The organism is Flavobacterium sp. M31R6 (assembly GCF_013284035.1).
Classification (GTDB): domain Bacteria; phylum Bacteroidota; class Bacteroidia; order Flavobacteriales; family Flavobacteriaceae; genus Flavobacterium.
In genome coordinates this window covers 678,884-705,803 of the sequence record NZ_CP054141.1, presented here as the reverse complement: position 1 = coordinate 705,803, position 26,920 = coordinate 678,884, and the positions used below count along the sequence as shown (strand labels likewise).

The 26,920-nt window shown below is 34.7% G+C and carries 25 protein-coding genes; 12 read left to right on the top strand and 13 right to left on the bottom strand.

Translation table 11 applies throughout. The features are described 5' to 3' along the window. The first annotated feature begins 261 nt into the window (after positions 1–261). Positions 262–2,178 carry a M1 family metallopeptidase gene (locus tag HQN62_RS02905; protein ID WP_173503256.1) on the top strand — a complete coding sequence of 639 codons (1,917 nt, stop codon included), beginning with the start codon at positions 262–264 and terminating at the stop codon, positions 2,176–2,178. A 120-nt stretch (positions 2,179–2,298) separates the two neighbouring features. Here the strand turns inward: HQN62_RS02905 and HQN62_RS02900 are convergent, their stop codons facing one another. Both HQN62_RS02900 and HQN62_RS02895 read right to left on the bottom strand, forming a co-directional pair. After that, positions 2,299–2,838: a DMP19 family protein gene (locus HQN62_RS02900; protein ID WP_173503255.1), complete on the bottom strand. Its 540-nt coding sequence runs from the start codon at positions 2,836–2,838 to the stop codon at positions 2,299–2,301. Between the two features lie 69 nt (positions 2,839–2,907). Beyond that, positions 2,908–3,078, bottom strand: a complete 171-nt coding sequence (locus HQN62_RS02895; RefSeq protein WP_173503254.1) for a hypothetical protein — start codon at positions 3,076–3,078, stop codon at positions 2,908–2,910. 222 nt (positions 3,079–3,300) lie between these two features. On the opposite strand from HQN62_RS02895, the gene HQN62_RS02890 reads away from it, so the two are divergent. Then, positions 3,301–4,203, top strand: a complete 903-nt coding sequence (locus HQN62_RS02890) for a PhzF family phenazine biosynthesis protein (protein WP_116798421.1) — start codon at positions 3,301–3,303, stop codon at positions 4,201–4,203. A 58-nt stretch (positions 4,204–4,261) separates the two neighbouring features. Here HQN62_RS02890 and HQN62_RS02885 read toward each other — a convergent pair whose 3' ends face one another. Beyond that, positions 4,262–4,489, bottom strand: coding sequence for a CDGSH iron-sulfur domain-containing protein (locus HQN62_RS02885; RefSeq protein ID WP_173503253.1), 228 nt, complete (start codon positions 4,487–4,489; stop codon positions 4,262–4,264). 249 nt (positions 4,490–4,738) lie between these two features. Between HQN62_RS02885 and HQN62_RS02880 the strand changes: the two genes are divergently transcribed. Beyond that, positions 4,739–5,623, top strand: a complete 885-nt coding sequence (locus HQN62_RS02880; RefSeq protein WP_116796489.1) for a 3-keto-disaccharide hydrolase — start codon at positions 4,739–4,741, stop codon at positions 5,621–5,623. A gap of 131 nt (positions 5,624–5,754) precedes the next feature. Here HQN62_RS02880 and HQN62_RS02875 read toward each other — a convergent pair whose 3' ends face one another. Beyond that, the gene (locus HQN62_RS02875) at positions 5,755–6,174 is read right to left on the bottom strand and encodes a lipocalin family protein (protein WP_116796490.1); all 420 of its coding nucleotides are present in this window, start codon (positions 6,172–6,174) and stop codon (positions 5,755–5,757) included. A 377-nt stretch (positions 6,175–6,551) separates the two neighbouring features. Here HQN62_RS02875 and metG point away from each other — a divergent pair, with 377 nt between their 5' ends. From metG to HQN62_RS02850, 5 genes are all read left to right on the top strand, one after another. Then, entirely contained in the window at positions 6,552–8,612 is a 2,061-nt protein-coding gene (gene metG / locus HQN62_RS02870; RefSeq protein ID WP_173503252.1) for a methionine--tRNA ligase, read from the top strand. Between the two features lie 83 nt (positions 8,613–8,695). Then, complete coding sequence (locus HQN62_RS02865) at positions 8,696–9,382, top strand: HAD family hydrolase (protein ID WP_173503251.1); 687 nt, start codon at positions 8,696–8,698, stop codon at positions 9,380–9,382. A 286-nt stretch (positions 9,383–9,668) separates the two neighbouring features. After that, complete coding sequence (locus HQN62_RS02860; RefSeq protein ID WP_116796493.1) at positions 9,669–10,925, top strand: OmpA family protein; 1,257 nt, start codon at positions 9,669–9,671, stop codon at positions 10,923–10,925. Positions 10,926–11,091: 166 nt separating this feature from the next. Continuing rightward, on the top strand, positions 11,092–11,721 hold the full coding sequence (locus HQN62_RS02855; protein ID WP_173503250.1) for a chloramphenicol acetyltransferase: 630 nt from the start codon (positions 11,092–11,094) through the stop codon (positions 11,719–11,721). 64 nt (positions 11,722–11,785) lie between these two features. Next, on the top strand, positions 11,786–13,159 hold the full coding sequence (locus HQN62_RS02850; protein WP_173503249.1) for a hypothetical protein: 1,374 nt from the start codon (positions 11,786–11,788) through the stop codon (positions 13,157–13,159). A 25-nt stretch (positions 13,160–13,184) separates the two neighbouring features. Here HQN62_RS02850 and HQN62_RS02845 read toward each other — a convergent pair whose 3' ends face one another. The 3 genes from HQN62_RS02845 to HQN62_RS02835 form a co-directional block, all read right to left on the bottom strand. Beyond that, positions 13,185–14,729 (bottom strand): hypothetical protein, encoded by a 1,545-nt coding sequence (locus tag HQN62_RS02845; RefSeq protein ID WP_173503248.1) that lies wholly within the window; start codon positions 14,727–14,729, stop codon positions 13,185–13,187. Between the two features lie 426 nt (positions 14,730–15,155). Further along, complete coding sequence (locus HQN62_RS02840; RefSeq protein ID WP_116796497.1) at positions 15,156–15,893, bottom strand: hypothetical protein; 738 nt, start codon at positions 15,891–15,893, stop codon at positions 15,156–15,158. 216 nt (positions 15,894–16,109) lie between these two features. Then, on the bottom strand, positions 16,110–16,691 hold the full coding sequence (locus HQN62_RS02835; RefSeq protein WP_173503247.1) for an LOG family protein: 582 nt from the start codon (positions 16,689–16,691) through the stop codon (positions 16,110–16,112). Positions 16,692–16,940: 249 nt separating this feature from the next. Here HQN62_RS02835 and HQN62_RS02830 point away from each other — a divergent pair, with 249 nt between their 5' ends. After that, positions 16,941–17,336, top strand: coding sequence for a hypothetical protein (locus HQN62_RS02830; RefSeq protein ID WP_173503246.1), 396 nt, complete (start codon positions 16,941–16,943; stop codon positions 17,334–17,336). Between the two features lie 95 nt (positions 17,337–17,431). Here HQN62_RS02830 and HQN62_RS02825 read toward each other — a convergent pair whose 3' ends face one another. From HQN62_RS02825 to HQN62_RS02815, 3 genes are all read right to left on the bottom strand, one after another. After that, on the bottom strand, positions 17,432–18,085 hold the full coding sequence (locus tag HQN62_RS02825) for an HD domain-containing protein (RefSeq protein WP_173503245.1): 654 nt from the start codon (positions 18,083–18,085) through the stop codon (positions 17,432–17,434). Positions 18,086–18,232: 147 nt separating this feature from the next. Beyond that, positions 18,233–19,219: an acyl-ACP desaturase gene (locus tag HQN62_RS02820; protein ID WP_116796501.1), complete on the bottom strand. Its 987-nt coding sequence runs from the start codon at positions 19,217–19,219 to the stop codon at positions 18,233–18,235. Positions 19,220–19,232: 13 nt separating this feature from the next. Next, the gene (locus HQN62_RS02815; RefSeq protein ID WP_116796502.1) at positions 19,233–19,967 is read right to left on the bottom strand and encodes a lysophospholipid acyltransferase family protein; all 735 of its coding nucleotides are present in this window, start codon (positions 19,965–19,967) and stop codon (positions 19,233–19,235) included. Between the two features lie 244 nt (positions 19,968–20,211). Here HQN62_RS02815 and HQN62_RS02810 point away from each other — a divergent pair, with 244 nt between their 5' ends. The 3 genes from HQN62_RS02810 to HQN62_RS02800 all read left to right on the top strand — a co-directional run bounded on the left by HQN62_RS02810 (position 20,212) and on the right by HQN62_RS02800 (position 23,149). Continuing rightward, positions 20,212–20,592 (top strand): ribonuclease P protein component, encoded by a 381-nt coding sequence (locus HQN62_RS02810; protein WP_173503244.1) that lies wholly within the window; start codon positions 20,212–20,214, stop codon positions 20,590–20,592. A gap of 89 nt (positions 20,593–20,681) precedes the next feature. Then, the gene (locus HQN62_RS02805; protein WP_173503243.1) at positions 20,682–21,509 is read left to right on the top strand and encodes a DUF4349 domain-containing protein; all 828 of its coding nucleotides are present in this window, start codon (positions 20,682–20,684) and stop codon (positions 21,507–21,509) included. A gap of 2 nt (positions 21,510–21,511) precedes the next feature. After that, positions 21,512–23,149: a S41 family peptidase gene (locus HQN62_RS02800; RefSeq protein WP_173503242.1), complete on the top strand. Its 1,638-nt coding sequence runs from the start codon at positions 21,512–21,514 to the stop codon at positions 23,147–23,149. Between the two features lie 103 nt (positions 23,150–23,252). On the opposite strand, the gene HQN62_RS02795 is transcribed toward HQN62_RS02800, so the two are convergent. The 3 genes from HQN62_RS02795 to HQN62_RS02785 all read right to left on the bottom strand — a co-directional run bounded on the left by HQN62_RS02795 (position 23,253) and on the right by HQN62_RS02785 (position 26,847). Next, complete coding sequence (locus tag HQN62_RS02795) at positions 23,253–23,699, bottom strand: GNAT family N-acetyltransferase (RefSeq protein ID WP_173503241.1); 447 nt, start codon at positions 23,697–23,699, stop codon at positions 23,253–23,255. A gap of 76 nt (positions 23,700–23,775) precedes the next feature. Continuing rightward, positions 23,776–24,747, bottom strand: a complete 972-nt coding sequence (locus tag HQN62_RS02790) for a DUF4837 family protein (RefSeq protein WP_173503240.1) — start codon at positions 24,745–24,747, stop codon at positions 23,776–23,778. 45 nt (positions 24,748–24,792) lie between these two features. Continuing rightward, complete coding sequence (locus HQN62_RS02785) at positions 24,793–26,847, bottom strand: LysM peptidoglycan-binding domain-containing protein (RefSeq protein ID WP_173503239.1); 2,055 nt, start codon at positions 26,845–26,847, stop codon at positions 24,793–24,795. Between the last annotated feature and the right edge of the window lie 73 nt (positions 26,848–26,920).

Below are 26,920 nucleotides of genomic sequence, written 5' to 3'. Positions count from 1 at the left end.
TGAACAATAAAACTGCATTTAGGGCAAAGAAAAACAACAAGAAAAACTTTAATTTCCTAACTATAAAGATATTCCTTTTTTATTTACATTGTTTAAATTTAACACTATCGTATTGATTTACAGCAAAATAAATTTTAAATTTAATATAAATATGAAATAAAGCACTTTGGTTAAAGCTTTTTTAAAACTCAACAAATCAGAAACTATGACAGATTAAAGTCAAATCATTAACTATATTTGATATACAAATTGAATTTTAAAATGAAAAAAAGGTGTTTGATAGTATTGTTGGCTGTAATGATTTCGGGTTATGCCCAAAAAAAAGAAAGCCAAACACAAGATATTGCTATCCTCGAGCAGAAGATGGCTACTAAGAAAATGAACTTGAGAGTCAATCCCAACACTCAAAACTATGATATTACCTATCATGAACTTCGCTTTACTGTAAATCCTGCCAGTTATTACATTTCCGGGATTGTAACTACGACTTTTACTGCATTATCGGATCTTTCGACAGTCACTTTTGACTTAACCAATCAATTGACGGTAAGCAACGTGACACAAAATGGATTGGCATTAGCATTTACACAAAACACCAACAACGAATTGGTTATCACCTTGCCAAGTATTCTCATTTCAGGCACTTCGGCTACCGTTGTAATCTCCTATTCTGGCGCTCCCCCAAATGGTGAACAAGCCTTTACCACCTCAACACATAATGCTTCACCAGTTTTATACACTTTGTCCGAGCCTTATGGTGCTCGCGATTGGTGGCCCTGCAAACAAGATTTGAATGACAAAGCAGACAGTATCGATGTTTATATTACAGCACCATCTCAGTATATTAGCGTTGCAAATGGTATAGAAACCACAACACCAATCATTAGTGGTCCCTACAAAACGACCCATTTTCATCATGGTTATCCTATTCCGGCTTATTTGGTTGCTATTGCAGTAACCAATTACAGCGTTTACAACCAAACAGGTGGTACCGCGCCCAACCAATATCCGATAATCAACTACATTTATCCCGAAACATTAGCTTCGGTACAAACACAACTGGATCAAACTCCATTGATTCTGAATTTGTATGAAAGCCTTTTCGAAATTTATCCTTTTCATAACGAAAAGTATGGTCATGCCCAATTTGGCTGGGGTGGCGGAATGGAACACACTACCGTTTCATTTATGGTAAGTTTCGAAAGAGACCTAATTGCTCACGAAATGGCACATCAATGGTTTGGTGACAAAATCACTTGCGGCAGTTGGAAAGACATTTGGCTCAATGAAGGATTTGCTACGTATGTCGCCGCTTTGGTTATCGAAAATTTTGATGGCCAGGCATCTTTTGTAACCGAAAAAACCAAAATGATTAACAATATTACTTCCAAAACTAATGGAGCTGTATATTTGACGGATGCCGAACTTAACAATGTCAACCGAATATTCGACTCCCGATTAACGTATAATAAAGGAGCCATGGTTCTGAATATGCTTCGTTTCAAAATGGGAGATGCGCTATTTTTTCAGGGAATCAAAAATTATCTGAAAGACGCTAATCTAGCCTACAAATATGCCAAAACTCCCGATTTACAATCGCATTTGGAAGTGGTTTCCGGCAGTAGTCTCGAAGAATTCTTTAACGACTGGGTGTACAATCAAGGTTACCCAATTTACAACATTACAGCTCAAAATTTAGGAGGCGGCCAAGCCAAATTTACTATCAATCAAACGCAATCAGATGCATCGGTTTCCTATTTTGAAATGCCGGTGCCTATTCGTGTTTTTGGAACTGGCGGCCAACAATTGGATCTAATTTTGAACAACACCATTAATGGAGAAACTTTTACGGAAAATGTTCCTTTTACCATTTCGAGCATCACTTTTGACCCGAAAAAAAACATCATTTCAAAAGGCAACACCGCAACTTTAAGTAAAGAAAAGTTTGAATTGACTACAGCACAAATATCGCTAAATCAATCAAACGACACCCTTACTCTTAACCTACTAAGCGGAATAACAGTTGAGAAAATTGTCTTTTACAATGTGGCTGGCCAAAGAATAAAAACAACTCGCTCGGCAACGAATTGGGATATTAGCTCCTGGTCTTCTGGCGTTTATTTTATGAGTGTACAAACGGACGCAGGATCTAAAAAATTGAAATTTGTGAAGAATTAGAAAAACACTGTGACAAAAAAGTTTACCATATAAGAAATATAAGTCCATATAAGATTCAGGCTTAAATGAACTTATATTTCTTATATGGTAAAGTAAAAGCTATTTATTTTGGAAAAAATCCTATTCTCTTTTAATCTCGTGACCTACAAATTCTTCCAAAGAAGCAAACATATCGTCAACGGAAAGCACTTCGAAATCAGGGTGTGATTTCAAAAAATTGGCGTTCAAAGTAACCAAATTTTCTTCAATTTCAAAAAAGGTGTCGTTGATAAGTAAATCTCTTATTGGATTTACACCTTCCAATTTTCCTTTTAGAAATTTATTGAGCTTTACACTGCTCATCAGTTTTACTTTTTTGGATTGCTGTTGGAATAATTCCAAATGTTTGTAGGCACCTATCAATGCCAAACCTTCTTCAATAAGCTCATTTAACTCAGCATTCCAACCGGAATGATGCACAAAATGTGCAAAGTTACCCGCAACATACTGGGAATAATAATAGTCCAGATAATAACTCATTAGGGCATCTTCGTGAATCAATTCGTCATTCACGCCTTCCTCACGCATTAAATTGATTACCGAAATATTGGAGTGAATCACATTTTGAAGATTATCACTGTTCATTGCCGTTTCTGAAACTATTATTCTACCGAATTCCATGTTTTTACTATTTAAATACTTTGGTGCAAATTTCAGTTAAATAAAAACAGAAAAGAAATACAAATTGATTTATATGTTATCCGTCTCGTTATTGTTCTTCTTCTCATTCATTTTTGCAACTAAAGCTCTCAAACGCAATGCCTGTGCTTTTTTCTCTTCCTGAAGTTTAGTCTTCTTTCGATTTAGTAATTTGGTATGTAAAGCTTTGTTTTTGGTGTTTTTTTCGGGTCCTTTTGCCATAACCTATTATTTTAAATCAGTTTACAAATATAAAAAAAAGTAATGGTTCATTGAATTATGACTTCTACACAAGAAAAAACTAGAATTTTAAGGTATAAAAAAGCAATATATTTAAGATTTGAACGAAAAATGTTGTGAAAAACTTAAAATTTGGAATATTATAGCTTTGATTCATTGACAAGTAGTAACTTTATTCGTTCAAAAAAAGTAAAAAAACACAAAATGGAAGAAAGAATTACATTAGAATACTACGTTTTGGATGTGTTTTCGAATAAAAGTTACAAAGGAAACCCATTGTCAGTTGTTTTTACAAACGGTAATTTAAAATTAGAGGTATATCAGAATATTGCGAAAGAATTTGGTTACTCTGAGACTTCTTTTGTTTACTATTCCTCAGCGCACAAAGCATTGACCGTACGTTCCTTTACACCTACAGGTATTGAAATAGAGGGAGCGGGACACAATTTGTTGGGCGCTGTTTGTGGTGCTTTATTAAAACAAATACCTATTTTTCATGAACAAAATGAAACCGATCGTTTTGTAATCATGAAGCATTCTCCCATAAAATTAACAGCAAGTTTTGATCCTGTTACGCAATATCCAATTGTACAAATGCATCAAAAACCCGCTATAATTAAACAGGAAATACCAACTTATAAAATAGCAGTGGCACTTGGTTTAAAAATTGAAGATCTGGATGTTAGTGACTTTGTTCCAACCATCGTTAAAACTGAGGTTGCCCACACCATGGTACCAATCAAGAATAGTCAAATACTTAATGACTGTGTACCAGACAACAAACTTTTAATCGAAATTTCAAAAGAATATGGATTTGAAGGATTTTATTGTTTTACAATCTCCAAACAAGATCAAGAAAACATAGCCGAAGCCCGATTTTTCAATCCGCTAATCGGTATAAATGAAGACCCTGCAACAGGAACAGCTGCAGGACCGTTAATTGGTTTTTTGACAAAAAAGAAGTTTACGCAACCCAATAAAGAATACAAAATTCTGCAGGGAGTAAAGTTAAATCAGCCTTCGCTGATTGAAGTCATGAATAGGGAAAATGATATTTTGGTTGGAGGTTCGTCCATTATTACAATGCGAGGTGAACTTTATATATAAAAAAAGCCGCATTATGTAATGCAGCTTTCTTTATATCCTAACGAATAAACAGAATCTCTTAGTTCGTTTTCATTAGGGGCAAATCAAATGCTTTTGAATCGTGTTCGAAATTATTGCGGTGTCCTCCATCGCAAAAAGGCTTATTCGCCGATAATCCGCAACGGCAAAGACCTAAAGCAGACCTTCCTTGTAGCCCGTAAACAGTTCCTTCTTGATCCATAATTTCGAAATCACCTTCTATTTTTATAGATCCGTTTTTATTAATGATTAGTTTTGTCTTGCTCATAAAATTGATTTGTTTTTTGAGGAGCAAAGGTTGCAAAATATATTCTGATTTATTACTCAAAACTATTGTTTACATTAATTCTATTTAAATCTAAAGCAATCAATAAAAGGAATCTCAGCTTGACAAATCATTTGACAGAGAGATAAAATGTAGAAATGGTATCTGATTTTGAATAAAAAGCATAACCTGCCTGAGACTTTATTTAGTAGATTTGAGAAATCATCTCTATCCATATTATCAACCAATTATATGAAAAAATACGCCACACTGATAGCACTTGCACTTCTTATTAGCCTGACCTCTGCAACTAAAATCACGTACTCATCCGAAGATGGCTGGATAAATTTACTGGACAACAACCTTAGCAAATGGGATATGTATCTAAGTTACAAACACCAGAACGGTTATTCCGGAAAAATTCCAACAGATGCTAATGGGAACGAAATCCTACCTATTGGCTACAATAAAAATGTGAACAATATGTTTACGGTGATTCAGGAAAACAACGAACCCGTACTTAAAGTTACTGGGGAATATTATGGTTGTGTTTTTACTAAAGAAAGTTTCAAAAACTACCGTTTGAAGCTAAAAGTCAAATTTGGAACTAAAAAATGGGAGCCCAGAACCGATAAACTTATGGATGCAGGTGTGCTCTATCATTCGCAAGGAAAAGCGGGTGTGGATTACTGGCGCGCTTGGATGTTATCACAGGAATTTCAAATAATGGAAGGCCATTTTGGTGATTACTGGAACATTGCAAATGCGGCAATTGACATTAAAGCCTATCTTCCAGAAGGTGGAATGAATGCCGTGGCAGATGAAAGTCAGCAATTTATTCCGTTTGGAACACATACTGAAAATACTGGGTTTTGTATGCGAAAAATGAGAGCCGAAACACCAAATAATGGTTGGACAGAAATAGAGTTGGTTTGTTTTGAAGGCAAAAGTCTTCACATCATCAACGGTAAAGTGGTCATGGTTTTGCAGAATTCTCGTTATTTTGATGGTGAAAAATTTCAGCCTTTAACCGAAGGAAAAATACAATTGCAAAGTGAAGCTGGTGAAGTTTACTACAAAGACATCAAAATAAAACCAATAAATAAAATGCCTACTGAATTTGAAAAACTATTTTAGGCAAGCACAAATCGTACTGATCCTTTTTAGCTTTGATTATCATTCATAAAAAAACGGAAATAGCTTTTAAAAAGCCATTTCCGTTTTATATTGCATCTCAAAGATGCAGAATCTAACCCTTAATAAATGAATTATCTGATGTAAACCGAGATAGCGTTGCCATTCTTTAACTTTAATTCAGTAAGTGTAAGATTAACGATGTCATAAGTTGTGGTTGTACCATTTACAACCATTGTCACTTTACTATCTCCTTTGGAATAAGTTCCTGACACAGTTGTTAATGCACATGCACTAACAGTAGAATCATAATCTCCTGAAATTAATGTATTATTAATCTTTAGATCAATAAAATCATGGTTGCAGCCTGCTGTGTTTTGTGGCGGATCAGCTAATGTTTCTACACCATTAACATTGGTACCAACTTTTACAATACTCCATTTCCCTTCTAAGGGAGCTAATGTGTCCCCTTCGTTTGAATCACTAGAATTACAAGACGTTGCAAATAATCCGATACTTAATGCTAATACAAATAATATGTTTTTAGTTTTCATACTTTATTTATTTAAAATTAATAATGGCTAAATTAACTTTAGAGTGCCTGAAAACTGTTATATAATTATTGATAGTATTTTCATTATTCTTAAGTAATTACTAATCTCATCTAGAAAATAAAAATCCTTTTCTTTTTTTTTAAGCAAAAAAATACTCCAACTGGTTTCTATTCATCGCCGAGTCCAGTGAACATATTTATAATGGATAGTGGGACATCACAGATTCAGCGCAGCTAAATAGCTCCAAATAAAATTCTATTGCTTATTTTTGCACTCAATAAAATTGAGTTATGAAATGAGCGTACCAAAAATTGGTTGTAATCACCAATCTTAATTAGCGAATTACATATCCTCCATAAAAAAATCAATATCAACATATGATACAGAATCCAAAAAGATATACCATTACGGCGGCATTGCCTTATACGAACGGACCTATACACATTGGGCATTTGGCGGGGGTTTACGTGCCTTCGGACATTTATTCCCGTTATTTACGTTTACAGGGAAGAGACGTTTTGTTCGTTTGCGGAAGCGATGAACATGGGGTTGCCATTTCGATGAAAGCCAAAAAAGAAGGCATTACGCCACAGGAAGTAATTGATAAATACGATGGAATTATTAGAAAATCGTTCTCTGATTTCGGAATTTCATTCGACAATTACTCTAGAACTTCGGCAAAAATTCATCACGATACCGCTTCGGAATTTTTTAGAACACTTTATGATAAAGGAGATTTTATTGAAGAAGTAACCGAGCAATTGTATGATGCCAAAGCCGATCAGTTTTTGGCGGACCGTTTTGTGGTGGGAACTTGCCCAAAATGCGGTAATGAAGAAGCTTATGGTGATCAATGCGAAAAATGTGGTTCTACACTAAATGCAACCGACTTAATCAACCCAAAATCGACCATTACGGGAGAAACTCCTATTTTGAAATCAACAAAACACTGGTTCTTGCCTTTGGATCGTTATTCAGACTTTTTGAATGAATGGATACTCGTTGGACATAAAAACGACTGGAAACCGAATGTTTACGGACAAGTAAAATCTTGGATCGACGGTGGACTTGAACCTCGTGCTGTAACCCGTGACTTGGATTGGGGAATTGATGTTCCGGTAGAAGGTGCCGAAGGAAAAAAATTATACGTCTGGTTTGATGCACCAATTGGTTATATTTCTTCTACCAAAGAATGGGCTTTGCGCGAAGGAAAAGAGTGGGAACCGTATTGGAAAGATCAAGACACAAAGTTGGTTCACTTTATTGGGAAAGACAATATTGTTTTTCACTGCGTGATTTTCCCAGCGATGCTAAAAGCCGAAGGAAGCTACATTTTGCCGGACAATGTGCCTGCGAATGAGTTCTTGAATTTGGAAGGGAACAAATTGTCGACTTCTAAAAACTGGGCGGTTTGGTTGCACGAATATTTGGAAGAATTTCCAAACCAACAGGATGTTTTGCGTTATGCATTAACATCAAACGCACCGGAAACTAAGGACAATGATTTTACCTGGAAAGATTTTCAGGCGAGAAACAACAATGAATTGGTAGCGATTTATGGAAATTTCATCAATCGTGTGGTTGTTTTAACCAATAAGTATTACAACGGAATTGTACCTCAACCGAATGAATTATCAGAAGTTGACGAAGCAACTTTGACCGAATTGAAAGCATATCCTGCCGTGATTTCGAGTTCATTGGAAAGATATAGATTTAGAGAAGCTCTTGGCGAAATGATGAATGTAGCCAGACTTGGAAACAAATACTTGGCAGACGAAGAGCCTTGGAAAATGATCAAAACCGATGAAGCGAGAGTACAAACCCAAATGTACGTTGCCTTGCAAATTGCAGCTGCTTTGAGTTCGCTTTGTGAGCCTTTCTTGCCGTTTACCTCCACAAAATTATCTAGAATCTTAAAGATTGAATCGCCTTTGAAATGGAAAACAATAACGGATACATCTGATTTATTGCCTGCAGGTCACCAAATTGGGGAAGCTGAATTGCTTTTCTCCAAAATTGAAGACGAGGAAATTCAAAAACAAATAGACAAGTTGGAAGCAACCAAAACTGCAAATATTGCTGAGAACAAAAAAGCAGAACCACAGAAAGACTTAATCCAATTTGAGGATTTTGCCAAAATGGATATCCGTGTGGGAACAATCCTTGAAGCCGAAAAAATGCCGAAAGCCAACAAGCTTTTGATTTTGAAAGTGGATACCGGAATTGATGTTCGCACGATAGTTTCTGGAATTGCCGAGAGTTTTAAACCGGAAGATATTATTGGTAAACGAGTTACTGTCTTAGTGAATTTGGCTCCAAGAAACCTTCGTGGTGTTGAAAGTCAAGGAATGATTTTGATGACTACCAATGCTGAAGGAAAATTGGTTTTTGTGAATCCTGATACAGATGGCGTTGGGAATGGAGAGACGATAAATTAGAAAAAGAGCAACACAGATTTCACAAATTCTCACAGATTAATTTGTGAAAATTTGTGAAATCTGTGTTTAAAAAAACAAATACCATGAACCTAAAAGTAATAGCCTTCGATGCCGACGATACCTTATGGATCAACGAAACCTACTTTGATGAAACCGAGAAAAAATTCTGTGGTTTGATGGAAGATTATTTGTCGCATCAGGGAATTTCGAAGGAGTTATTCAAAATTGAAATCGACAATCTCAAATTGTATGGTTATGGAATCAAAGGCTATATTCTTTCGATGATTGAAGCGGCGATGCGAATTTCGAACAACACCATTCCGATTGAAATTATTGAAAAAATCATTCAATACGGGAAAGAATTGCTTGAAAAGCCAGTCGTTTTACTTGATGGTGTCGAGGAAACTTTGCAGGCTTTGCATGGAAAATACAAATTGGTGGTTGCCACCAAAGGCGACTTATTGGACCAACGCCGAAAACTGCACAATTCCGGTTTGGGACATTATTTTCACCATATCGAGGTAATGTCAGACAAGCAAGAGGTGGATTATTCGGATTTGATCAAACGTTTGGAAATTCAACCCGAGGAATTTTTCATGATTGGAAATTCTTTAAAATCGGATGTATTGCCTGTTTTGGCCATTGGCGGATACGCCGTTCACATTCCTTTTCATACCACTTGGGCACATGAGAAAATTGATCATAAAGTAGAGCACAAAAATTTTCAAGCCTTTGAAAAAATAACAGAGGTTTTAAAAAAACTAGATTAACAGATTCTCCAACAAAATCGAAAATTGAAATAAAGATAATTGGGATAACCTAGAAACTATTTGGTCGCAAAAAACTCATATTATATCCTTTTTACCTAGAAATAATTTTGATTTTACAATAGACCGCATTTACATTATATGATTAAAATCTTACAAATAACTATTGAAAAATAGTTTTAAAAGCTGTTTTTTACAGAACTAAAACGAATACTTTCATAATTCACGGGTTAAAATTTCCCAACAAACTTTGTAATGTAGGTTTGTCGGGAATTTAAATTATGAAATTATGAAAAAAATTATATTGACATTGGTTTTTGCTTCTGGTATGACCACATTGAGTGCCCAAACTGCAACAGAAAAAAGCGAAAAGACCGACTTCAACAAATGGTCGATTGAACTAGCCGGTGGTGTTAACAAACCACAAAGACCAATGACTTTAGGTTATTCTACATCAACTCCCAGCCCCTTTGTTGCTGATTTAGGGATTCGATACATGTTCAATAACAAATTCGGTATGAAAGCTGATTTTGGCTATAACAGTTTTAAAGAAAGAGACAATTCCGCTGATTTTGACACTAAATATTACAGAGTAGCATTACAGGGTGTTGCTAATTTAGGGCGAATTATGAGTTTTGAAACTTGGACAAAAACTATTGGCTTATTAGGTCATGCCGGTTTTGGTGTAGCACAATTAGAAGATCAGAATTCTTCATTTAAAGACAGAACAGGTAACTTTTTAGCTGGAGTGACTGGTCAGATCAAATTATCTGATCGCCTAGCACTAACTGGTGATTTCACGACCATTCTTAGTGCTGGTCAAGACGGAACTTTTGATGCGGCAAGTCAAACGGCAAACAGAGGCTTTTCAGGAATTCTTTTCAATGGCACAGTAGGTTTGACCGTGTATTTAGGTTCTAATGCAAAACATGCTGACTGGGTTGTCGATAACGAAAACGAATTTGACATGATCAATAAACGATTGAACGATATTGATACTAAAATGCAAGATACGGACCGTGACGGAGTGGTCGATTATCTTGATGTTGAACCAAACACTATTTCGGGTGTAATGGTAGACAGCAAAGGTAGAGCGGTTGATTTGAACAATAATAATATCCCCGATGAAATAGAACGTTACTTTGACAAAACGTATGGCAAAAAAGCAGATCAAACTGTTATATTGAGCAATAACGAATTGATTCGTAACTTAATCAATGAAGGATATGTTACAACTTATTTTGATTTTGCAAAATCAAAACCTACAAATGTTTCTACGGAAGGAATTGACTTTATTCTAACTTATTTAAGAAACAACCCAACAGCTTCAGTAGACATTATTGGGCACGCCGATGAAATTGGTAGATCTGATTATAACGACAAACTGTCAAACGCAAGAGCTAACAGCGTTAAAGATGTTCTTGTAAAAGCTAAAATCGATTCTTCAAGATTAAATATTGTTGGTGCAGGTGAAGATTCCTCTGTTGATAAAGACTCAGATGGAGCTAGAAAACTAGTGAGAAGAGTTACTTTCAAAGTAAAATAAATAAATTGAATTAGTACTAAAAGCCTCAAGGGAAATTTCTTTTGAGGCTTTTTTATTTTACTTAAAATGCTTTTTATTTAGTATTTTAGCTAGGTTTTTAAATTCAAACGTATTCCCTTAAAACCTTCAGACCGCTAAAGAATTGGATCACCCTAAATACTAAAAAATGAAAAGACTTTTAGACCTAGACAATTGGAATCGAAAAGAACATTTCCTTTTCTTTAAACAAATGCAAGAACCTTTTTTTGGAGTTAACGTGACTATTGATTGTACCAAAGCGTATGAAACATCCAAAGCACAGGGCACGTCCTTTTTCATTTATTATTTACACAAAACTTTGATGGCTGTAAATGCTTTCGAAAATTTCAAATACCGAATTGAGAACACCCATATTTACATTCATGACCGCATAGACGGATCGGCAACTATAAGTCGAGCAGATGGTACTTTTGGATTTTCCCTAATAGAATATCATCCTGATTATGCCATTTTTGAACAAACGGCGACAAAAGAAATCAATCGCATTCAAGGTACAACTGGATTATTCACCCGAGAATTTAAAGAGGATAATGTCATTCACTTTTCGGCAATTCCCTGGCTGAATTTCACTTCGCTTTCCCATGCCCGCAATATGACTTTTCCAGACAGCTGTCCAAAAATTTCTTTTGGAAAAATGACACTCTCCAAAAAAGGAAAGAGAAAAATGTCAATGTCAATCCACGCCCATCACGGATTGATGGACGCCATGCATGTAGGCCAAATGGTAGATTATTTTCAAGAAATAATGAATCAATAAATTCACTAGATATAAGATTTTGGATTCATTTTAAAAAACATCTTATCCCGAAAGTAACGAACTTATGAAAAAATTTATTCTTTTTTTGATTCTAACCCAATGTAACTTTCTTTTTAGTCAGACGGTATTGGCTACATTTCCATTGGAACTAAAAAAATCTAAAGAATATAAACAAATTGTAAATGCGGAAAATACCGCTACACATGATGTTTTTGTATTTGCCTCCGACAAAGAAACACTCACAATCCTAAAATACAATAGCGCGTTGTTCCTAACCAATCAATATTCTTTGGCTAGACCTGATATCACTTACAAGGTTTTGGCAGGATATAGTTTTAATGACGAAGGCAACCCCACACTTTATTGGTCCACCCCCGACTTTACTAAAATACTGGCCGTCCAATATGATTTGAATACCAAAGCTACAGTTGCTGTTTTCAATTATGACTTACCTTTTTTCAATCAAACCATTATCACACAATTTCAGGAAAACAATACTTTTTATATTCTTTCGCAAAAACACTTCGAACAAAAATTGATATTGTATGTTTTTAAAAACGGAAAAAAAGAAGAGAAAACATTGGATTTCGGTTCTTTTAATTTTAAAAACAGTAAAAATAAAGCTATAACTTTTAGCCAAATTCTGGAAGTTTGCCCCATTGAAAAAATAGAAACGAACCAGTTCAATCCATTGTTCAAAGGCACTCAAAAAACGAAATTGTATGTCCTAAAAAACAAATTGCTTCTCACGTTCGACCATAACGATAATGAAACCCAAGCTTTCGAAATTGACTTGGCAACTTTTGAAATTTTGGAAAAAAACATTTCTAAAACCACGACGCAAAATTATGTCAGCCTCTCCAATTCCTATTATCACGAGAGCAAAATATACCAACTCAAAGTCAATGAAGAAGAATTACTGTTTGAAATAAAAGATTACAAATCAGGCGAAATCATCAAAAGTATTCCCGTTTCAAAAACCGAAACTATCCCTTTTAAAAGCTCTCCTTTGTGGTTACAATTGGCAGGAGACAGACCAAAAGAGTTAAAAAGCACGGCCAAATTCTTGGATCAATTAGTGTATTTGGAAGTAGGTTTAACCGTTTATAAAACGCCGAAATCCATCTTGATTACATTGGGTGGAACAGGTGATATCCAATTTACTGATGTTGGTCAAGACAACACTAATTTAGCTTTCCGTAATGTCCCAACAACTATATATTTTGAAAGTACATTCGATAAAAAACTGGACCATACCAAACAAGAACAGGAACCTCTTGCCGTCGATTTTATTTCTCGTTTCAGAGAGGAACATCCCGAAGTCACGACACCCAGCATTATCCGTTACAAAAACTATTATATTATGGGATATTATGACACGTATGCCAAACAATATACGATGCGTAAATTCATTGATGGATTTGAATCTTCATTTTAATAAACTGAGTACTATATAAAAAGATCTAATTCTCGCAGAAAGCTCCTATTTGTTGCAAATGTCTTTCGGTTTGGTATTTGTTGAAGTTATCCCATTTTGGAGGAGAACTTGTTTTTTGACCGTACATTGAATCCAAACAAATATTGTTGTCTTTATATTTATCATGCAAAACAGCCAAAATTTTGAAGAAAAAGGCATCAAGCATCACAATGGCTTCAAATTCCGCTTTTAGTGTGTTATAATCACTGTCTGACGGTTGTACTATTTGCAATAAATCTAGGACTTCATTCTTTTCGACTTCGTTTATTTCGGTTAAATAACCGTTTTTTAAAGTTTTAAAAACCAAGTTATTCCAAACCACACTGTCATGTCCCCACTGAACATCGGGTAAATTCAGAGAATGTTCACATATCAAAATAATAGAAAAAAGAACATCGTTTAAGTATTCAGCCGGAAATTCATCAAAGCTTCTGAACTCAAAACCGCTCTGGTACATTTTTTCCTGATTAAAATCAAGTCCCACTTCCGACAGCAATTCATATTCCATGTCGACTTCAATCTGGTCGCGCCACCAAATGTTTTCTTCTTTTTCAAACTTTAGCAGTTTTCTAAAATCATCTACTTTGTAGGTCAGAATTTTTCCTTTTGGCATTGCTTTGTTATAAGTTCCTACGCCTATGTAACGAGACATCGCATTACGCATAGAACCCAAAGTGAAATTCTTGTCCAAACTGTATTTATCACTTATCACTCCCATAATATCTGGGCTTCCAAGAGTTGCTATAAAAAAAGGTTCAAACCATTGCAACAAATAAATAGCGTTGGAGTGCGTTTTATCAAAATCATTATAATCTACAATTCTGCTGTCTTCCGTTAATGAAGGCAACGTAATATGAAAATGATACGTGCCGTTATTAAACAAAACAAGGTTTTCCTGATTGGTCATAAACATATTAAGACCATTATTGTAATCGGGAAAGCTTAATTTTCCGTTTAATACAGATGACTCATTGATTTTGTCAAGAAATAATTTTTTGGTTGCTTTTAGCTCTTTACAGGAATCGGCTATCGTTCGATTTTCAAAATACTTGGTTACAAATTCGATAGAATCTCCATCAAAATGTACCGACCCCATCGTTTTATTTCTTTGGGTGATCATACTCTGAATATTGTATGGTTGATCCTCAAGGAAAAGTTCCATGATGGATTTTCCAAGATATTCAGGATTTTCAAGGGGTTTTGGATTTACCTCAGCGGTTTCGGTACTATCAGCTAATGATTTTACTGCCGATAACATTTTGTGCTGGTAATTTATATCGAGTTTTTCTAGCGAATGACTATTAATCATTCGGCTCACTTTGTAGTTTTCATTCAAACCAAAAGCCTTTTTCAATATAGGCCCTAAACTTTCTGGTTTATAGCATTTTCTATAATCAATACTGTATTTCTCAAAACCAATCTTTTCTTGTATAAACTCACCAGAAACTATTAGGGATTCTTCAAATTGCATGTAGGTTTCGTTTTCTAATCCTATACCCCAATAATATTTTTTTGTCTGATTGTCTTTCATTTATACTAATTTTCTTTTTATGGTTAATTGAACTTTTAAAATCATTTTTTATTCGGAAATACGAATCGAATCTGTTAGGAATCGAAACACAGACAGTCCTTCAAACGGATTCAACAAATTGTAAAATCGGTTCTTTATTTTTAAATAATAGGAATGTTTGTATTCAGTCTCAGAAATTTTGCACTTGTATCGACTGAACGATTGATAAAAAGTAAAATTTTATAATGGGGGTTATAAAAATACTATTGTCATTAATCACTTTTATATCAATAATTTAAGCAGATGAATAGCCTTATTGTGACTTTTGCCATCCTTGTTTTTTCCAAGTTGCAAAAGTACTTCATTATTATCTTATTTCCAAGTAGTTAAATCATTGAAAATCAATAATAATGCAAAATATTGAAGTTATCACATTAATTTTTTAAATTATTCGTGATAATAAAACACATAAGAGGAATATAATTCATCATTCCACCAGTCTTTTCTGACTTCCGAAAAGTAGTTATAATTCTCTTTTCCCGCTTGTGATTGCAATGGATACACTACTTTACCATTCTCTCGGTATGCTCGATGCAAATCAGTTTCGGGAACAACAGGAACGATATGCCCAGAGAGTCCTTTTTCTTTTCTTTTGGCACAAATTATTCCAACACCGCCATTGACATTCACTTTATTTTGAATTTCTTCAGCGGTAAACATCCTTTCCCATCCAAAATTGGCTCCCCATTCCAAAAACCAATCGTGGATGGCACTGGAGTAAATGCGATCAACAGTTTGTTCAAAAACAGCATCAACGACTTCTCCTTCTAATACTTTTTCCAGGGATTCATCCGTCCACCAAACGGTAGGCAGATACACTTTGCAGAAATGGCAATAATCATAAGAATATACATTACAGTAAGTGTCTTCTATTGTTCTTTGATACCTGACATTTGTGGCAACATCCAGTTTATCAATGAGTCGACCAATACTTTCTCGCTTGCTTGCAGCATCAGTCAAATCTCTAAACGGAATACTGGAATCCAAAATAGGTCTTTCTTTCATTTCCATGGAATCCAAACGCGATTCTGAATCGGGTAATAAATCAGCTTCCTTTATTTGTTTATGCGCAATGAAATCCTCAATTGTTGACATTGCATATGTCGAATGGGTATCTTTCTTCATTTTGATTGATTTGAATCAATTGTTGTGAGTCTGCAGTTTCTTAAAACCACTAGTACATCCTTACTCTGAAAATCTATTTCTAAAAATTTAAATGTAATCAAAAAACCCACGATAGGAAATTTAATTTCACTGCAAATCTCCGATAAATATTTCACCTAACTCAATAAAATGCACTGCATTATTTTTTTCGTTTGCTTTAGTTTTCATTAACGGCCTTTAAATATCTTTCTTGTCAATCCATTTCCCCACTGTTGGCGGAACGTAATTTTCCATTTTATCCAAAAGATCATCAATGGTGTCACTTACCAAAAGCATTTGTTGATTTACTTCTTTCAAAAGCCCTTTGTCCACCATTGTTTGAGTGAAAATAATTAAAGCATCAAAATAGCCTCCAACGTTTAAAATGCCAATTGGTTTTTTATGCAGTCCGAGTTGTCCCCAAGTCAGCATTTCGAAAAGTTCGTCTAATGTTCCAAAACCACCCGGCAGTGCAATTACGCCGTCGCAAAGGTCATTCATTTTGGTTTTCCGTTCGTGCATGGTATCCACCAAAATCAGTTCCGTGAGCTGCTTGTGGGCAATTTCTTTTGACCTCAAAAAATTGGGCAACACTCCTATTGCTTTTCCGCCATTATTCAAAACGCCGTCAGCAATGGCTCCCATAAGTCCAACATTGGCTCCGCCATAAACTAATTCTATATTTCGTTTGGCTAATGTTTGCCCAAGCGAAGTCGCTTGTGCAGTATAGATTGCTTCGGTTCCTGAACTGGAACCACAAAATACAGTTATTCTTTTCATTTTTTTAATTTTCTTAACAGTCGCGAGCAGTATAAAAAATCGTATCCATTATTAAAACCAAATATACGCATTTACCATTTTTAAAACATCATTTCGAATTGAGAAACCCAAAGGCCAGGATAATTTTAATGAACGACACTTAATCGAAAAGAACACTAAAAAATACCCTAGATTATCTTAAGACAAAAGTATTTTGTTTGGTTTCAAAAACTTAATTTTGCCTTTCCATAATACTTAAAAATAAAATCTATGTCTTTTCAACCTGTATTTGCCGAGTTTTGGGAAAAAGTAAAAGAAAGTATCGCCAATAAAACTTATGCCAAATTGACTTTGGCCAAAACCATAGGCGACACTGATTTGAAAAATATTTATGTGCGTCCAGTTTTGAATGATGGAGTTTTTTGTCTTTCGGTTACTGCGCGATACAAAACGGAGGAAATAGAAAGTTTTCACACGCTTGACGAAGCTTATATTGTTTTGGCTCCATACATGAACAACCCGTTCCTGACGGCACTTTTATTCACCACCGAAAATGATATTACCTTCAAACTGAATAAAAAACGTGTGGGAAGTATTATTGAACAAGCACCTACTTTTAAGAATGCATCGGATGTGATTCTGGAAATGAAAGAGAGGGGACTTTGATTTCAGATTTTTGAGTGCTGATTTATGATTTCAGATTTGGTTGGAATATTAATTGAAAATCAAAAATCAGCAATCGCTAATCTAAAACCTTAAATCTATAACTCCCCGTCCCATTCGGCATAAAACTGCCCCAAAAATCCCTGCATATAGTGATGTCTTTGTTCAGCTATTTGTTTACCTGTTTCGGTATTCATTTTATCTTTCAACAATAACAATTTTTCATAAAAGTGGTTGATTGTAGGAGCTTGACTGTTTTTGTATTCTTCTTTGCTCATGTGCAAATTTGGCGCGATTTGAGGATCATACATTGTTCTATTCTTGAATCCTCCATAATTAAACGCTCTGGCAATCCCAATGGCACCTATTGCGTCCAATCGGTCGGCATCCTGAACGATATCCAATTCAATAGAAGAGAATGTTTTTTCAGTTTTTCCGCCTTTAAAAGAGATATTGTCAATAATTTGGATAACATGAGAAATAATGCTTTCGGAAACACCTTCGCTTTCCAAAAACTCACGAGCCACTTTTGGCCCCACTGTTTCGTCACCAGCGTGAAATTTACTGTCGGCTATATCGTGTAGCAAAGCACCGAGTTTAACAACAGTTTCGTCACAGTTTTCTCCTCTCGCAATTAATAATGCATTCTTATACACCCTTTGAATATGGAACCAATCGTGACCACCTTCGGCATTGGCTAATTTTTCTTTTACAAAAAGGATGGTTTTGTTTATCAAATCTAGATTGCTCATTTGCTGTTTATGTTTATAAAAAATGCTGATTCTTAAAGTCTAAACCTCAAAAATCAGCAATGTTAATTTCAATGTCAAAAATCAATATCAATTGCAATATCAATGTCAATTTTAAAAAATCTTAATTCCGTAATCTTAAATCTTAAATTACAGTCTCGCCGGTTCTACCCATTTGAATTGGAATGACTCACTAGGAATAATTAATCTTTCAGAGATTCTTGCCATTCTAGCCGGCAACTTCATCAAGTAATCACGGGCTTTCTCGGCTTCATCCGTTAAACCACCTATTTTATCAATTTCCCATTTGTCAATTAGTTTTTGCATGATTTCCACATAATCGTTTGCAGTATAAACCCCAATACGTTGCGCTGAATCTGAAAAATGTTCGAAAGCAGAACTAATTTTGTTTCCTGATTCTCTCAGGAAATGAGCTGGCATCACTATTTTTTGTTTCATCATGTATTGGAAAGCAAGCATCATTTCGCTTGGATCCACTTTGAAAATTTCAGTAACAAAATGGCTATAGGCATGATGATGGCGCATTTCGTCACCAGCAATCATTTTACACATTTTTGATAATTTCTTATCTCCATAACTTTTAGCCAATTGCGAAACTCTGTTATGGGAAACATAAGTAGCTAACTCTTGGAAACTCGTGTACACAAAGTTCTTATATGGATCTCTACCCGTTCCGATATCAAAACCATCATTGATCAAATGTTGTGTTGTCATTTCGATTTCGCGCATATTCACACGACCTGACAAATACAAGTATTTATTCAGCAAATCTCCGTGACGATTCTCTTCTCCTGTCCATTGACGAACCCATTGAGCCCAACCGTTTCTCTCCAGATTATCAACACCCTCCACTTCCATCAACCAATTTTCGTAAGTTGGCAAAGCTTCTTCGGTAATCATATCTCCTACCATAGCTACCCAAAAATCATAAGGTAAATCTTTGGAGATTTCTCTAAGTTCTTTTACTTCTTCCAAAAAATTATCACTTTCAGAATTAGGTAAAAAATCCGAAGGCTGCCAAATATTTTCTACAGGAATCAGATACTGTTCCATAAATCCTTCTACCTTGTTTTCTAGAAATTGCATTACTTCTAGACGAATGTTTTTTATAGACATTATTTATAAATTATTAAATTTTTATTCCGTTTACGACTGCTGATTCAGTCTTTTGCATGATATCCTTAAACTCAAAATCCTTCACGGCAAATGCTTCATGCACTACAAAGGTAATATGATTTCCTAAACCATATGGAAAAGTTCCGTATTTTAAGAGTTTCCACGAATTATTGATACTGATGGGAACTATATAAGCCGATGGTGCATTCTTGCATAAAATCTTCAAACCAGTCTGTGCAAATTCTTTTGGTATTCCGTTCCGACTGCGCGTTCCTTCCGGAAAAATCACCGCTGAACGCTTATGCTTTTCTATATAATCTGCCATTTTTTTGATAGCAGGGATGGCTTGTTTTGGATCTTTTCTATCTATAACTACCGATCCACCATGTCTTAAATTATAAGAAACACTTGGAATTCCTTTGGCTAATTCTTTTTTACTGACAAATTTTGGATGAGATCTTCTCAAAAACCATATCATTGCAATAATATCATACAGACTCTGATGGTTCGCAACAAAAATGACCGGCACTCCTTTTGGTATACTTTCTCTATTTTCAAAACTAAAAGTCGTTCCTAAAATAATAACGATTTTCAGCAATATAAAATTCAGGTAATCAACACTTTTTTTATGCGCTTGATATCCAAATACGTGTAAACAAATCCATTGAATGGGGTGAAATACAACCAAAGTCAACAGAACTAGTACTAAAACAATAAAAGATAAGGGATACGAAATTAACTTTTGCATACTATTAAATTTGCCACAAAAGTAAGAAATATATTTTTAGGTCTATTTATAACTCCGGCAATTAATCAAATCCCATCTAATTGTTTGTAAAACATGAATTTACAAAATTTTAATCATAATTTATCAAAATAAAAAAGAAACTTTTGTCCCAATTGTAAATCCTACGGCATCAAAAACGGTCTGTTGCATGACTCCGCATTAATTGTACCTTTGCCTCTATTATAATTCAGCATATCTAATTAAAATGAACTTCACCTATCCCAAAAACGAAAAACTCAAAAGCAAAATCGCCATTGGATTGTTATTTACCGAAGGAAAATCGGTATCAAAATATCCTTTGCGATTGGTTTATAATCCAGGAACTTTTGGCGAAGGCGAAAAAATAAAAATAGGCGTTTCGGTTTCCAAAAAATATTTTAAAAAAGCAGTTGACCGTAATTATTTCAAAAGAGTACTGCGCGAGACTTATAGACTAAATAAACATTTACTAATAGATAATCTGGAACAACCTTACTCTTTTATGTTTTTTTACCAAAGCAAAGACCGCTTGTCCTATGAGGAAATCAATACCAAAACCATACAACTGTTTGAGAAATTCTTGTTGCAAATAAAGAAAGAAGAATAGCCGTCTCATCCATTTTCATTTAAATAGCCACATCAATGCTTAGTTGTAATCTAAATTAATTTTGTATTTTTAAAATAAATTACAGCCCCATGAGATCAAAATTAATAATTGCCCTTCTATTTTTCGCAGTATTAAGTTGTAAAAAAGCGGAAGCAGTTGCATCCGAAGAAATGTCTATCCAAGCGGTGAGATTACCTGCAACAAAAATGATCGAGGAAGCAGAAACAAATTCTGAATCTCCTAAAGCAGAAGACAAAATCATTGAACAAAAAATAATCAGGAATGGTAATCTTAAGTTTGAAACCTACAATTTAGAAGCCACTTATGAACAAATAAAAATTGCTGTAAAAAAAGGGAAAGCCTTCATACAAAATGATAGTGAAGGAAAAGAATATGCTTCCATTTACAGAAGAATAACTGTTCGCATCCCAAGTGAAAATTTTGATTCTTTCATAAAAGAAATTTCGACCGGGGTTGCTTATTTTGACAATAAAGAGATTAGTTCGCAAGATGTAACAGAACAATACATCGACATTGATGCCAGATTGAAAGCCAAAAAAAAATTGGAAAACAGGTATCTTGAACTTTTGGCAAAAGCAACAAAAATGTCTGAAATGTTAGCTATTGAAGCTCAACTTTCAGCTATTCGAGAAGAAATTGAAGCCAAAGAAGGCCAATTGAGATACATGCAAAACCAAGTCTCTTTGAGTACCATTACAATAGAGTTTTATAAAACAATTGCAGAAGAAAGCGGCGTTACAATTTCCTATGGAGCCAAAGTATGGAATGCCTTTAAATCTGGATTTTATAGCATTTCAAGCTTCTTTTTGGGATTATTAGAAGTTTGGCCATTTATTATTATAGTAACAGTCCTATTTTATTTTATAAGAAAACGTTTCAAGAAAAAAAACATATAATCATGCGTACCTTTTTTCAAAAAAAAATCATAATTCCTGTTGTTGCTTCCGCCTTTTTATTTGTTGGTGTAAGTTTCAAAGACGACTATTTTGAGATTGCCAAACAATTGGAAATTTTCACGACGCTATTCAAGGAATTGAACAAAAACTATGTCGATGAAACAACTCCCGCAGAGTTGATGAACAATGCCATCAAAGGAATGTTGAGCTCGCTTGATCCGTACACCGTTTATTTTAACGAACAGGAAGTGCTCAAATTTAAAATTAACAATACGGGTGAATACACCGGAATTGGGGCGTTAATAACCCGAAAAGATGACAAGCTAATCATAAAAGAGCCGTATAAAAATTTTCCTGCCGATAAAGCCGGACTCAAAGCGGGAGACGAAATCATTCAAATAGGTGACACCCCTTTGGCAGACTTCAAAGACGATGCTTCCCAATTATTGAAAGGTTCCAAAAACACCAAAATCGATATCAAATACATTCGTCAGGGTAAAACCAATTCGACTGTAATTGTATTGGATGAAGTCGAAATCAAATCAGTTCCTTATTTTGCTAAAATTGATGACAAAACAGGCTATATCGTATTGGATCACTTCAACAGAAAAGCTTCAACTGAAACCAGAGAAGCATTGGAACAACTAAAAAAAGAAGGTGCCGAAAGAATTGTATTGGATTTAAGAGGAAATCCTGGTGGATTATTGAACGAAGCAGTAAATATCTGCAATCTTTTTGTTGCAAAAAATGAGGTAATTGTTACGACAAAATCCAAAATTGAAAAACACAACAATACCTACAAAACATCCAAAGACCCTATAGACACCACTATACCTTTGGTGATTTTAGTTAACGGACGAAGTGCTTCCGCCTCCGAAATTGTTTCGGGAGCTTTGCAGGATTTAGATCGCGCGGTAGTTTTGGGAAGTCGCAGTTTCGGAAAAGGTCTGGTTCAAAGACCTGTAGAATTAACTTATGGGACACAGCTTAAAGTAACAATCTCTCGTTACTATACACCTTCGGGAAGATGCATACAAGCATTGGATTATGCACATAAAGACAAAAACGGCGTAGCAATCAGAACCGATGCCAAAAACTACAATGCCTTTAAAACCAGAAAAGGACGAACCGTTTATGATGGTGGCGGAATTTTACCGGACATTGAAATGGAAGAAACCAAGACCAGCCCAATTGCAAGTGCCCTCTTAAAAAACGATGGTATTTTTAATTATGCCACTTACTATTATTATAAAAATCCCAATTTAGGAACAAAAATCCCAGTAATCACAGATGCCGATTATGCCGATTTTAAACAATTCCTAAAAAGCAAAAAGATAACTTTTGACACCGAAACCGAAGTGGCTTTAAAAAACACTTTGGAAACTGCCAAAAAAGAAAAACTGGATGAATCAATTGGTGTAGAGTATCAGCAATTGCTTACAGCGCTTCAGAAATCGGAAAATGCATTATTGGATAAAAACCAAAAAGAAATTAAAGGTTTATTGCTGGACGAAATCATCAAACGTTATCAATATCAAGAAGGCCTTTATGATTATTACATAAAAAATAATCCTGAAATCAAAAAAGCAGTAAATATTTTAAACACTTCGACTGAATACAATTCGATTTTGAAAATTTAATACAAAACCATCTAAGAACGAAATAAAATTGGGTTATTTTTGGTCACAAAAGTCCAAAAACAACCCACTTTACTATTTATAAAACTACTAAGAGCAACCCAAATTACTCTCTCACCATTTCAATATGCGGAATATCATCCTCTAGATACATTTCACTTGATTGCACAAAACCGAGGCACTCATAGAATTTTTTAAGATATAATTGGGCTCCAATTGTAATTTGGCTTTCGCCAAAGTATTCCAAAATACCCGAAATTGCTTCTTTCATCAATTCCTGCCCCCATTTTCTGTCTCTATAATCGGGATCAACCGTTACCCTTCCAATCGATGCATTATCAAAAGAAATTCCAGATTTGAAAAGTCTGGCGTGAGCCACAATTTTACCGTCATAAATTCCAAAAAGATGCAAAGCGACTTTATCCTTACCATCAAGATCAAGATAGACGCAGTTTTGCTCCACCACAAAGATCCTGCTTCGCAATTGTAGTATGTCATACAATTCGTTTACTGATAATGCCTCAAAAGGCTTTATTTTCCATTCTATAGTCATTCTTGGAATCTTTATTATTTTCTCTTTTTTAAGTTTACAAATATAAAACTCAAAACGATTAGTATTCAAAACAAAATCAATTTATCCTTACCTCTTTTAAAATCGTTTCTAATTCATGCATAAAATCACGTCTGTCTTTCGAGGGAACATAACAAAATCCTACGAGATATGTAATTCTGTTCTTTTTGGGATCTACGATTAGATAACTTACAAAAGGGCCGAACATAAAACTATCTTTCAATCGCCATGTCCCACGGGTTTCATAGGCCATTTTCCCATCCAAAGCAGTTTCTAAAAGATAAAGTGGATAGGATGTGTCAATATACATGTTTGAGGAAGGTTCTTCACCCTTAATATAGCCAGCTCCAATAGAATCATGAATTTTCACAATCTGGTTCAAAATATTGCCCTCCAGATTAAAGTTGCCACTAGGAAACTGGGTAACCAGAATACTGGAACATCCACTGGAAAATTCTCTTTTTAGCCAAACGAAATTTTTATTTTTAATACTGAAAGAATAGCTTTTTGGAACCTTAAGATCAAGCTGAAATTGATTTTGGAGTGTTTTGGGAATCACCACAGAATCTTTTAACAATTCCCAATGAGCAGCTATTTCACCTTTTTTGATACTCTGGATTATATCTGGAGTCTTCTTTTCAATTAATTCCAGAAGTTCAGCGACTGATTTTCCAGTAATATGAAATACACTTTGAGGAGTGGCATATTGGTTTTTTAGTACTTCAAAATGATTCTCAGATCCCATTTTTATAACAATAATCGTTCTGCTTTTGGTTACAAAACCCTCCATTACATTAGCTGGATATTGATTGATGTCAAAAATAGGCTCCTCTTTTGGTAAACCTTCTACAGGACTTGCAAATTTATTCCTGATAGTGTCTCCAACGACACCATTCCACAATTGATTATCAATAACAATTGAAATAGCATTAATTTTGCCGGTAGAGTGTCTGGAACTATTTTCTTTTTTCTTAGAGCAAGAAAAAAGGATCCCGATAGCAAATAAAAACAAGATGGCAGTTTTATTCATTTTGAAAAGTCTGAATAGACTTCAAATATACTGCAGTTTATTTAATTATCCTTTTATTTTCAATCCCATTCCTGGTTTTAAATCATCCCCTGTAATATTGTTCCATTTTTTCAAATCGGATACTGTAACTCCAGGGTATTTTTTAGAAATACTAAATAAAGAATCACCTTTTTGTACTAGATAATTGCTATCATCATTTTTGGATGAAGCAGTCGCAATGTCTTTTTTCTTAAAAGAATCTACTGTAGCATTGTTAGTGTTAATCGCAATTTCATTTTTAGCCACTACCAATGAATTACCTACAACTATGTTATTTGAATGCAGGTTATTCCATTGCTTCAAATCGGCTAAAGAAGCTCCAAACTTCTTAGCGATACTTCCAAGGTTATCACCTTTTTGCACTTCGTATTGAATATCTTTAAGTTCTGGTGCTGCAACTACGGCAACAGCAGTTTCATTCGCTACAGGTGCGGCTAGATTACCAACTTGTAATGAAGCACCTAGTTTAATATTTTGAGAAGTAAGGTGATTCCATTCTTTTATCTCTGCCACTGTAGTGTTGTATTTTTTGGCAATAGTGTTTAAGTTATCTCCTTTTTGAACGATATAGAAATTCGTTGCATTGGCAACAAGCGTATCTGTTTTATCAACAGTTGCTTTGTTTTCCTTACTTGCAATACTGGTATTATCTTTTACTATTAAAGCTTTATTTTTATTATTATTTAAGGCTAATTGAACACTGCTTGAATCCGAATCTTTTTCGATAATTATTTTCAATGATTTACCTGTGGCAACAGAATTACCTTTGAGGTGATTCCATTTCTTCAAATCGGACACTGCAACATCATTTCTTTTTGCAATATCACCAAGATTATCGCCGCGCTTCACTTTATAATATCTAATTTTGGTACTGGATGCTAACAGAGTAGCTGTAGAATCTTTGATAAAATTAGACTTTCTGCCCTCATTAATCTTCTCTCTTTTGTCCATTTCATATTGAACATATGCATAAATTTTATCTTCATTGGAAGTAAAAACAGCCACTTTGCTTGAAGGTAAAGTCAAATAATGGCTTTTCCCCTCATAATTTGGAATCACATTTCGTTTGTATGAAGGATTTAGTGCTTGAAGTTGCTCAACTGGAATATCTAATAAATTGGAGATTTGAGCGAATGACATTTCTTTTTTAACCATTACGGTATCGGTAGCAAAATGTCTAACTAAAGCTTTTTTGGGAACAATGCCGTGTTCTTTGTGGTATTCGTAGATGTACATTGTGGCAAGAAAAGCAGGAACATAGCCTTGGGTTTCTTTTGGCAACTTGTCTTTAATATTCCAGAAATTTTGCTGTCCACCTGAACGGCGAATGGCTTTGGTTACATTTCCGGGTCCTGAGTTATAAGAAGCCAAAACCAAATCCCAATCGTTAAAAATGGCGTACATATTAGTCATATACTGAGCTGCAGCTTCTGAAGATTTCAAAGGATCGGAACGTTCATCTACATAAGAATCTATACTCAAGTTGTATTGTTTTCCGGTTTGATACATGAACTGCCACAAACCAGTTGCTCCTACTCTTGAAACTGCTTTTGGATTTAAAGCCGATTCCACAACAGCCAAATATTTAATTTCTAAAGGAACATTTTGTTTGGCTAATGCCTCTTCAAAAAGAGGGAAATAATATTGGGCAACCGCCATTTGATTGGCAAAAGCTTTTCGTCTGTTTTTAAGGAAGGACTTTATTAGATTTTCCAACCCCTGATTGTATTCGATGTTAAAGGGAGATTTAGCATCCATCGCTGCCAATCGCTCTTTCAACAATTCAGTTGGCAACTCTTTATCAATATCTTTATCAATGTTTACGGTATTGATTTCCGTTTCCAAATCATTATAAATATCTAAGGTACTACCTATTTGATTCATCCACAAACTATCAGTTTTGACAGTACGATCGTATTTAACAAAAGAATTTTTGATGGAATCTAAATATGAAACAGGTTTTTCATAACTAACTATTTCTGTTTTCCCCGCGGAATTCTGTGAGAATGCTGCAAAAGAAAGCAAAAGAAAAAAGGAAAGGGTGGTATTTTTTATTGTCATAACTGTAATTTCAATTCGCTATTATTCAAACGATTACAAATCAATTCCTGCAAACTTAGAATGTATTTTCTAA

Excerpts from the sequence above, each read along its gene's own strand:
- HQN62_RS02810 (WP_173503244.1), top strand. The coding sequence starts at position 20,212 with ATGAACTTCACCTATCCCAAAAACGAAAAACTCAAAAGCAAAATCGCC.
- HQN62_RS02865 (WP_173503251.1), top strand. The coding sequence starts at position 8,696 with ATGAACCTAAAAGTAATAGCCTTCGATGCCGACGATACCTTATGGATC.
- HQN62_RS02790 (WP_173503240.1), bottom strand. The coding sequence starts at position 24,747 with ATGAATAAAACTGCCATCTTGTTTTTATTTGCTATCGGGATCCTTTTT.
- HQN62_RS02835 (WP_173503247.1), bottom strand. The coding sequence starts at position 16,691 with ATGAAAAGAATAACTGTATTTTGTGGTTCCAGTTCAGGAACCGAAGCA.
- HQN62_RS02875 (WP_116796490.1), bottom strand. The coding sequence starts at position 6,174 with ATGAAAACTAAAAACATATTATTTGTATTAGCATTAAGTATCGGATTA.
- HQN62_RS02895 (WP_173503254.1), bottom strand. The coding sequence starts at position 3,078 with ATGGCAAAAGGACCCGAAAAAAACACCAAAAACAAAGCTTTACATACC.
- HQN62_RS02830 (WP_173503246.1), top strand. The coding sequence starts at position 16,941 with ATGTCTTTTCAACCTGTATTTGCCGAGTTTTGGGAAAAAGTAAAAGAA.
- HQN62_RS02820 (WP_116796501.1), bottom strand. The coding sequence starts at position 19,219 with ATGTCTATAAAAAACATTCGTCTAGAAGTAATGCAATTTCTAGAAAAC.
- HQN62_RS02795 (WP_173503241.1), bottom strand. The coding sequence starts at position 23,699 with ATGACTATAGAATGGAAAATAAAGCCTTTTGAGGCATTATCAGTAAAC.
- HQN62_RS02855 (WP_173503250.1), top strand. The coding sequence starts at position 11,092 with ATGAAAAGACTTTTAGACCTAGACAATTGGAATCGAAAAGAACATTTC.
- HQN62_RS02815 (WP_116796502.1), bottom strand. The coding sequence starts at position 19,967 with ATGCAAAAGTTAATTTCGTATCCCTTATCTTTTATTGTTTTAGTACTA.
- HQN62_RS02785 (WP_173503239.1), bottom strand. The coding sequence starts at position 26,847 with ATGACAATAAAAAATACCACCCTTTCCTTTTTTCTTTTGCTTTCTTTT.
- HQN62_RS02840 (WP_116796497.1), bottom strand. The coding sequence starts at position 15,893 with ATGAAGAAAGATACCCATTCGACATATGCAATGTCAACAATTGAGGAT.
- metG (WP_173503252.1), top strand. The coding sequence starts at position 6,552 with ATGATACAGAATCCAAAAAGATATACCATTACGGCGGCATTGCCTTAT.
- HQN62_RS02800 (WP_173503242.1), top strand. The coding sequence starts at position 21,512 with ATGCGTACCTTTTTTCAAAAAAAAATCATAATTCCTGTTGTTGCTTCC.
- HQN62_RS02845 (WP_173503248.1), bottom strand. The coding sequence starts at position 14,729 with ATGAAAGACAATCAGACAAAAAAATATTATTGGGGTATAGGATTAGAA.
- HQN62_RS02860 (WP_116796493.1), top strand. The coding sequence starts at position 9,669 with ATGAAAAAAATTATATTGACATTGGTTTTTGCTTCTGGTATGACCACA.
- HQN62_RS02885 (WP_173503253.1), bottom strand. The coding sequence starts at position 4,489 with ATGAGCAAGACAAAACTAATCATTAATAAAAACGGATCTATAAAAATA.
- HQN62_RS02880 (WP_116796489.1), top strand. The coding sequence starts at position 4,739 with ATGAAAAAATACGCCACACTGATAGCACTTGCACTTCTTATTAGCCTG.
- HQN62_RS02905 (WP_173503256.1), top strand. The coding sequence starts at position 262 with ATGAAAAAAAGGTGTTTGATAGTATTGTTGGCTGTAATGATTTCGGGT.
- HQN62_RS02900 (WP_173503255.1), bottom strand. The coding sequence starts at position 2,838 with ATGGAATTCGGTAGAATAATAGTTTCAGAAACGGCAATGAACAGTGAT.
- HQN62_RS02890 (WP_116798421.1), top strand. The coding sequence starts at position 3,301 with ATGGAAGAAAGAATTACATTAGAATACTACGTTTTGGATGTGTTTTCG.
- HQN62_RS02850 (WP_173503249.1), top strand. The coding sequence starts at position 11,786 with ATGAAAAAATTTATTCTTTTTTTGATTCTAACCCAATGTAACTTTCTT.
- HQN62_RS02825 (WP_173503245.1), bottom strand. The coding sequence starts at position 18,085 with ATGAGCAATCTAGATTTGATAAACAAAACCATCCTTTTTGTAAAAGAA.
- HQN62_RS02805 (WP_173503243.1), top strand. The coding sequence starts at position 20,682 with ATGAGATCAAAATTAATAATTGCCCTTCTATTTTTCGCAGTATTAAGT.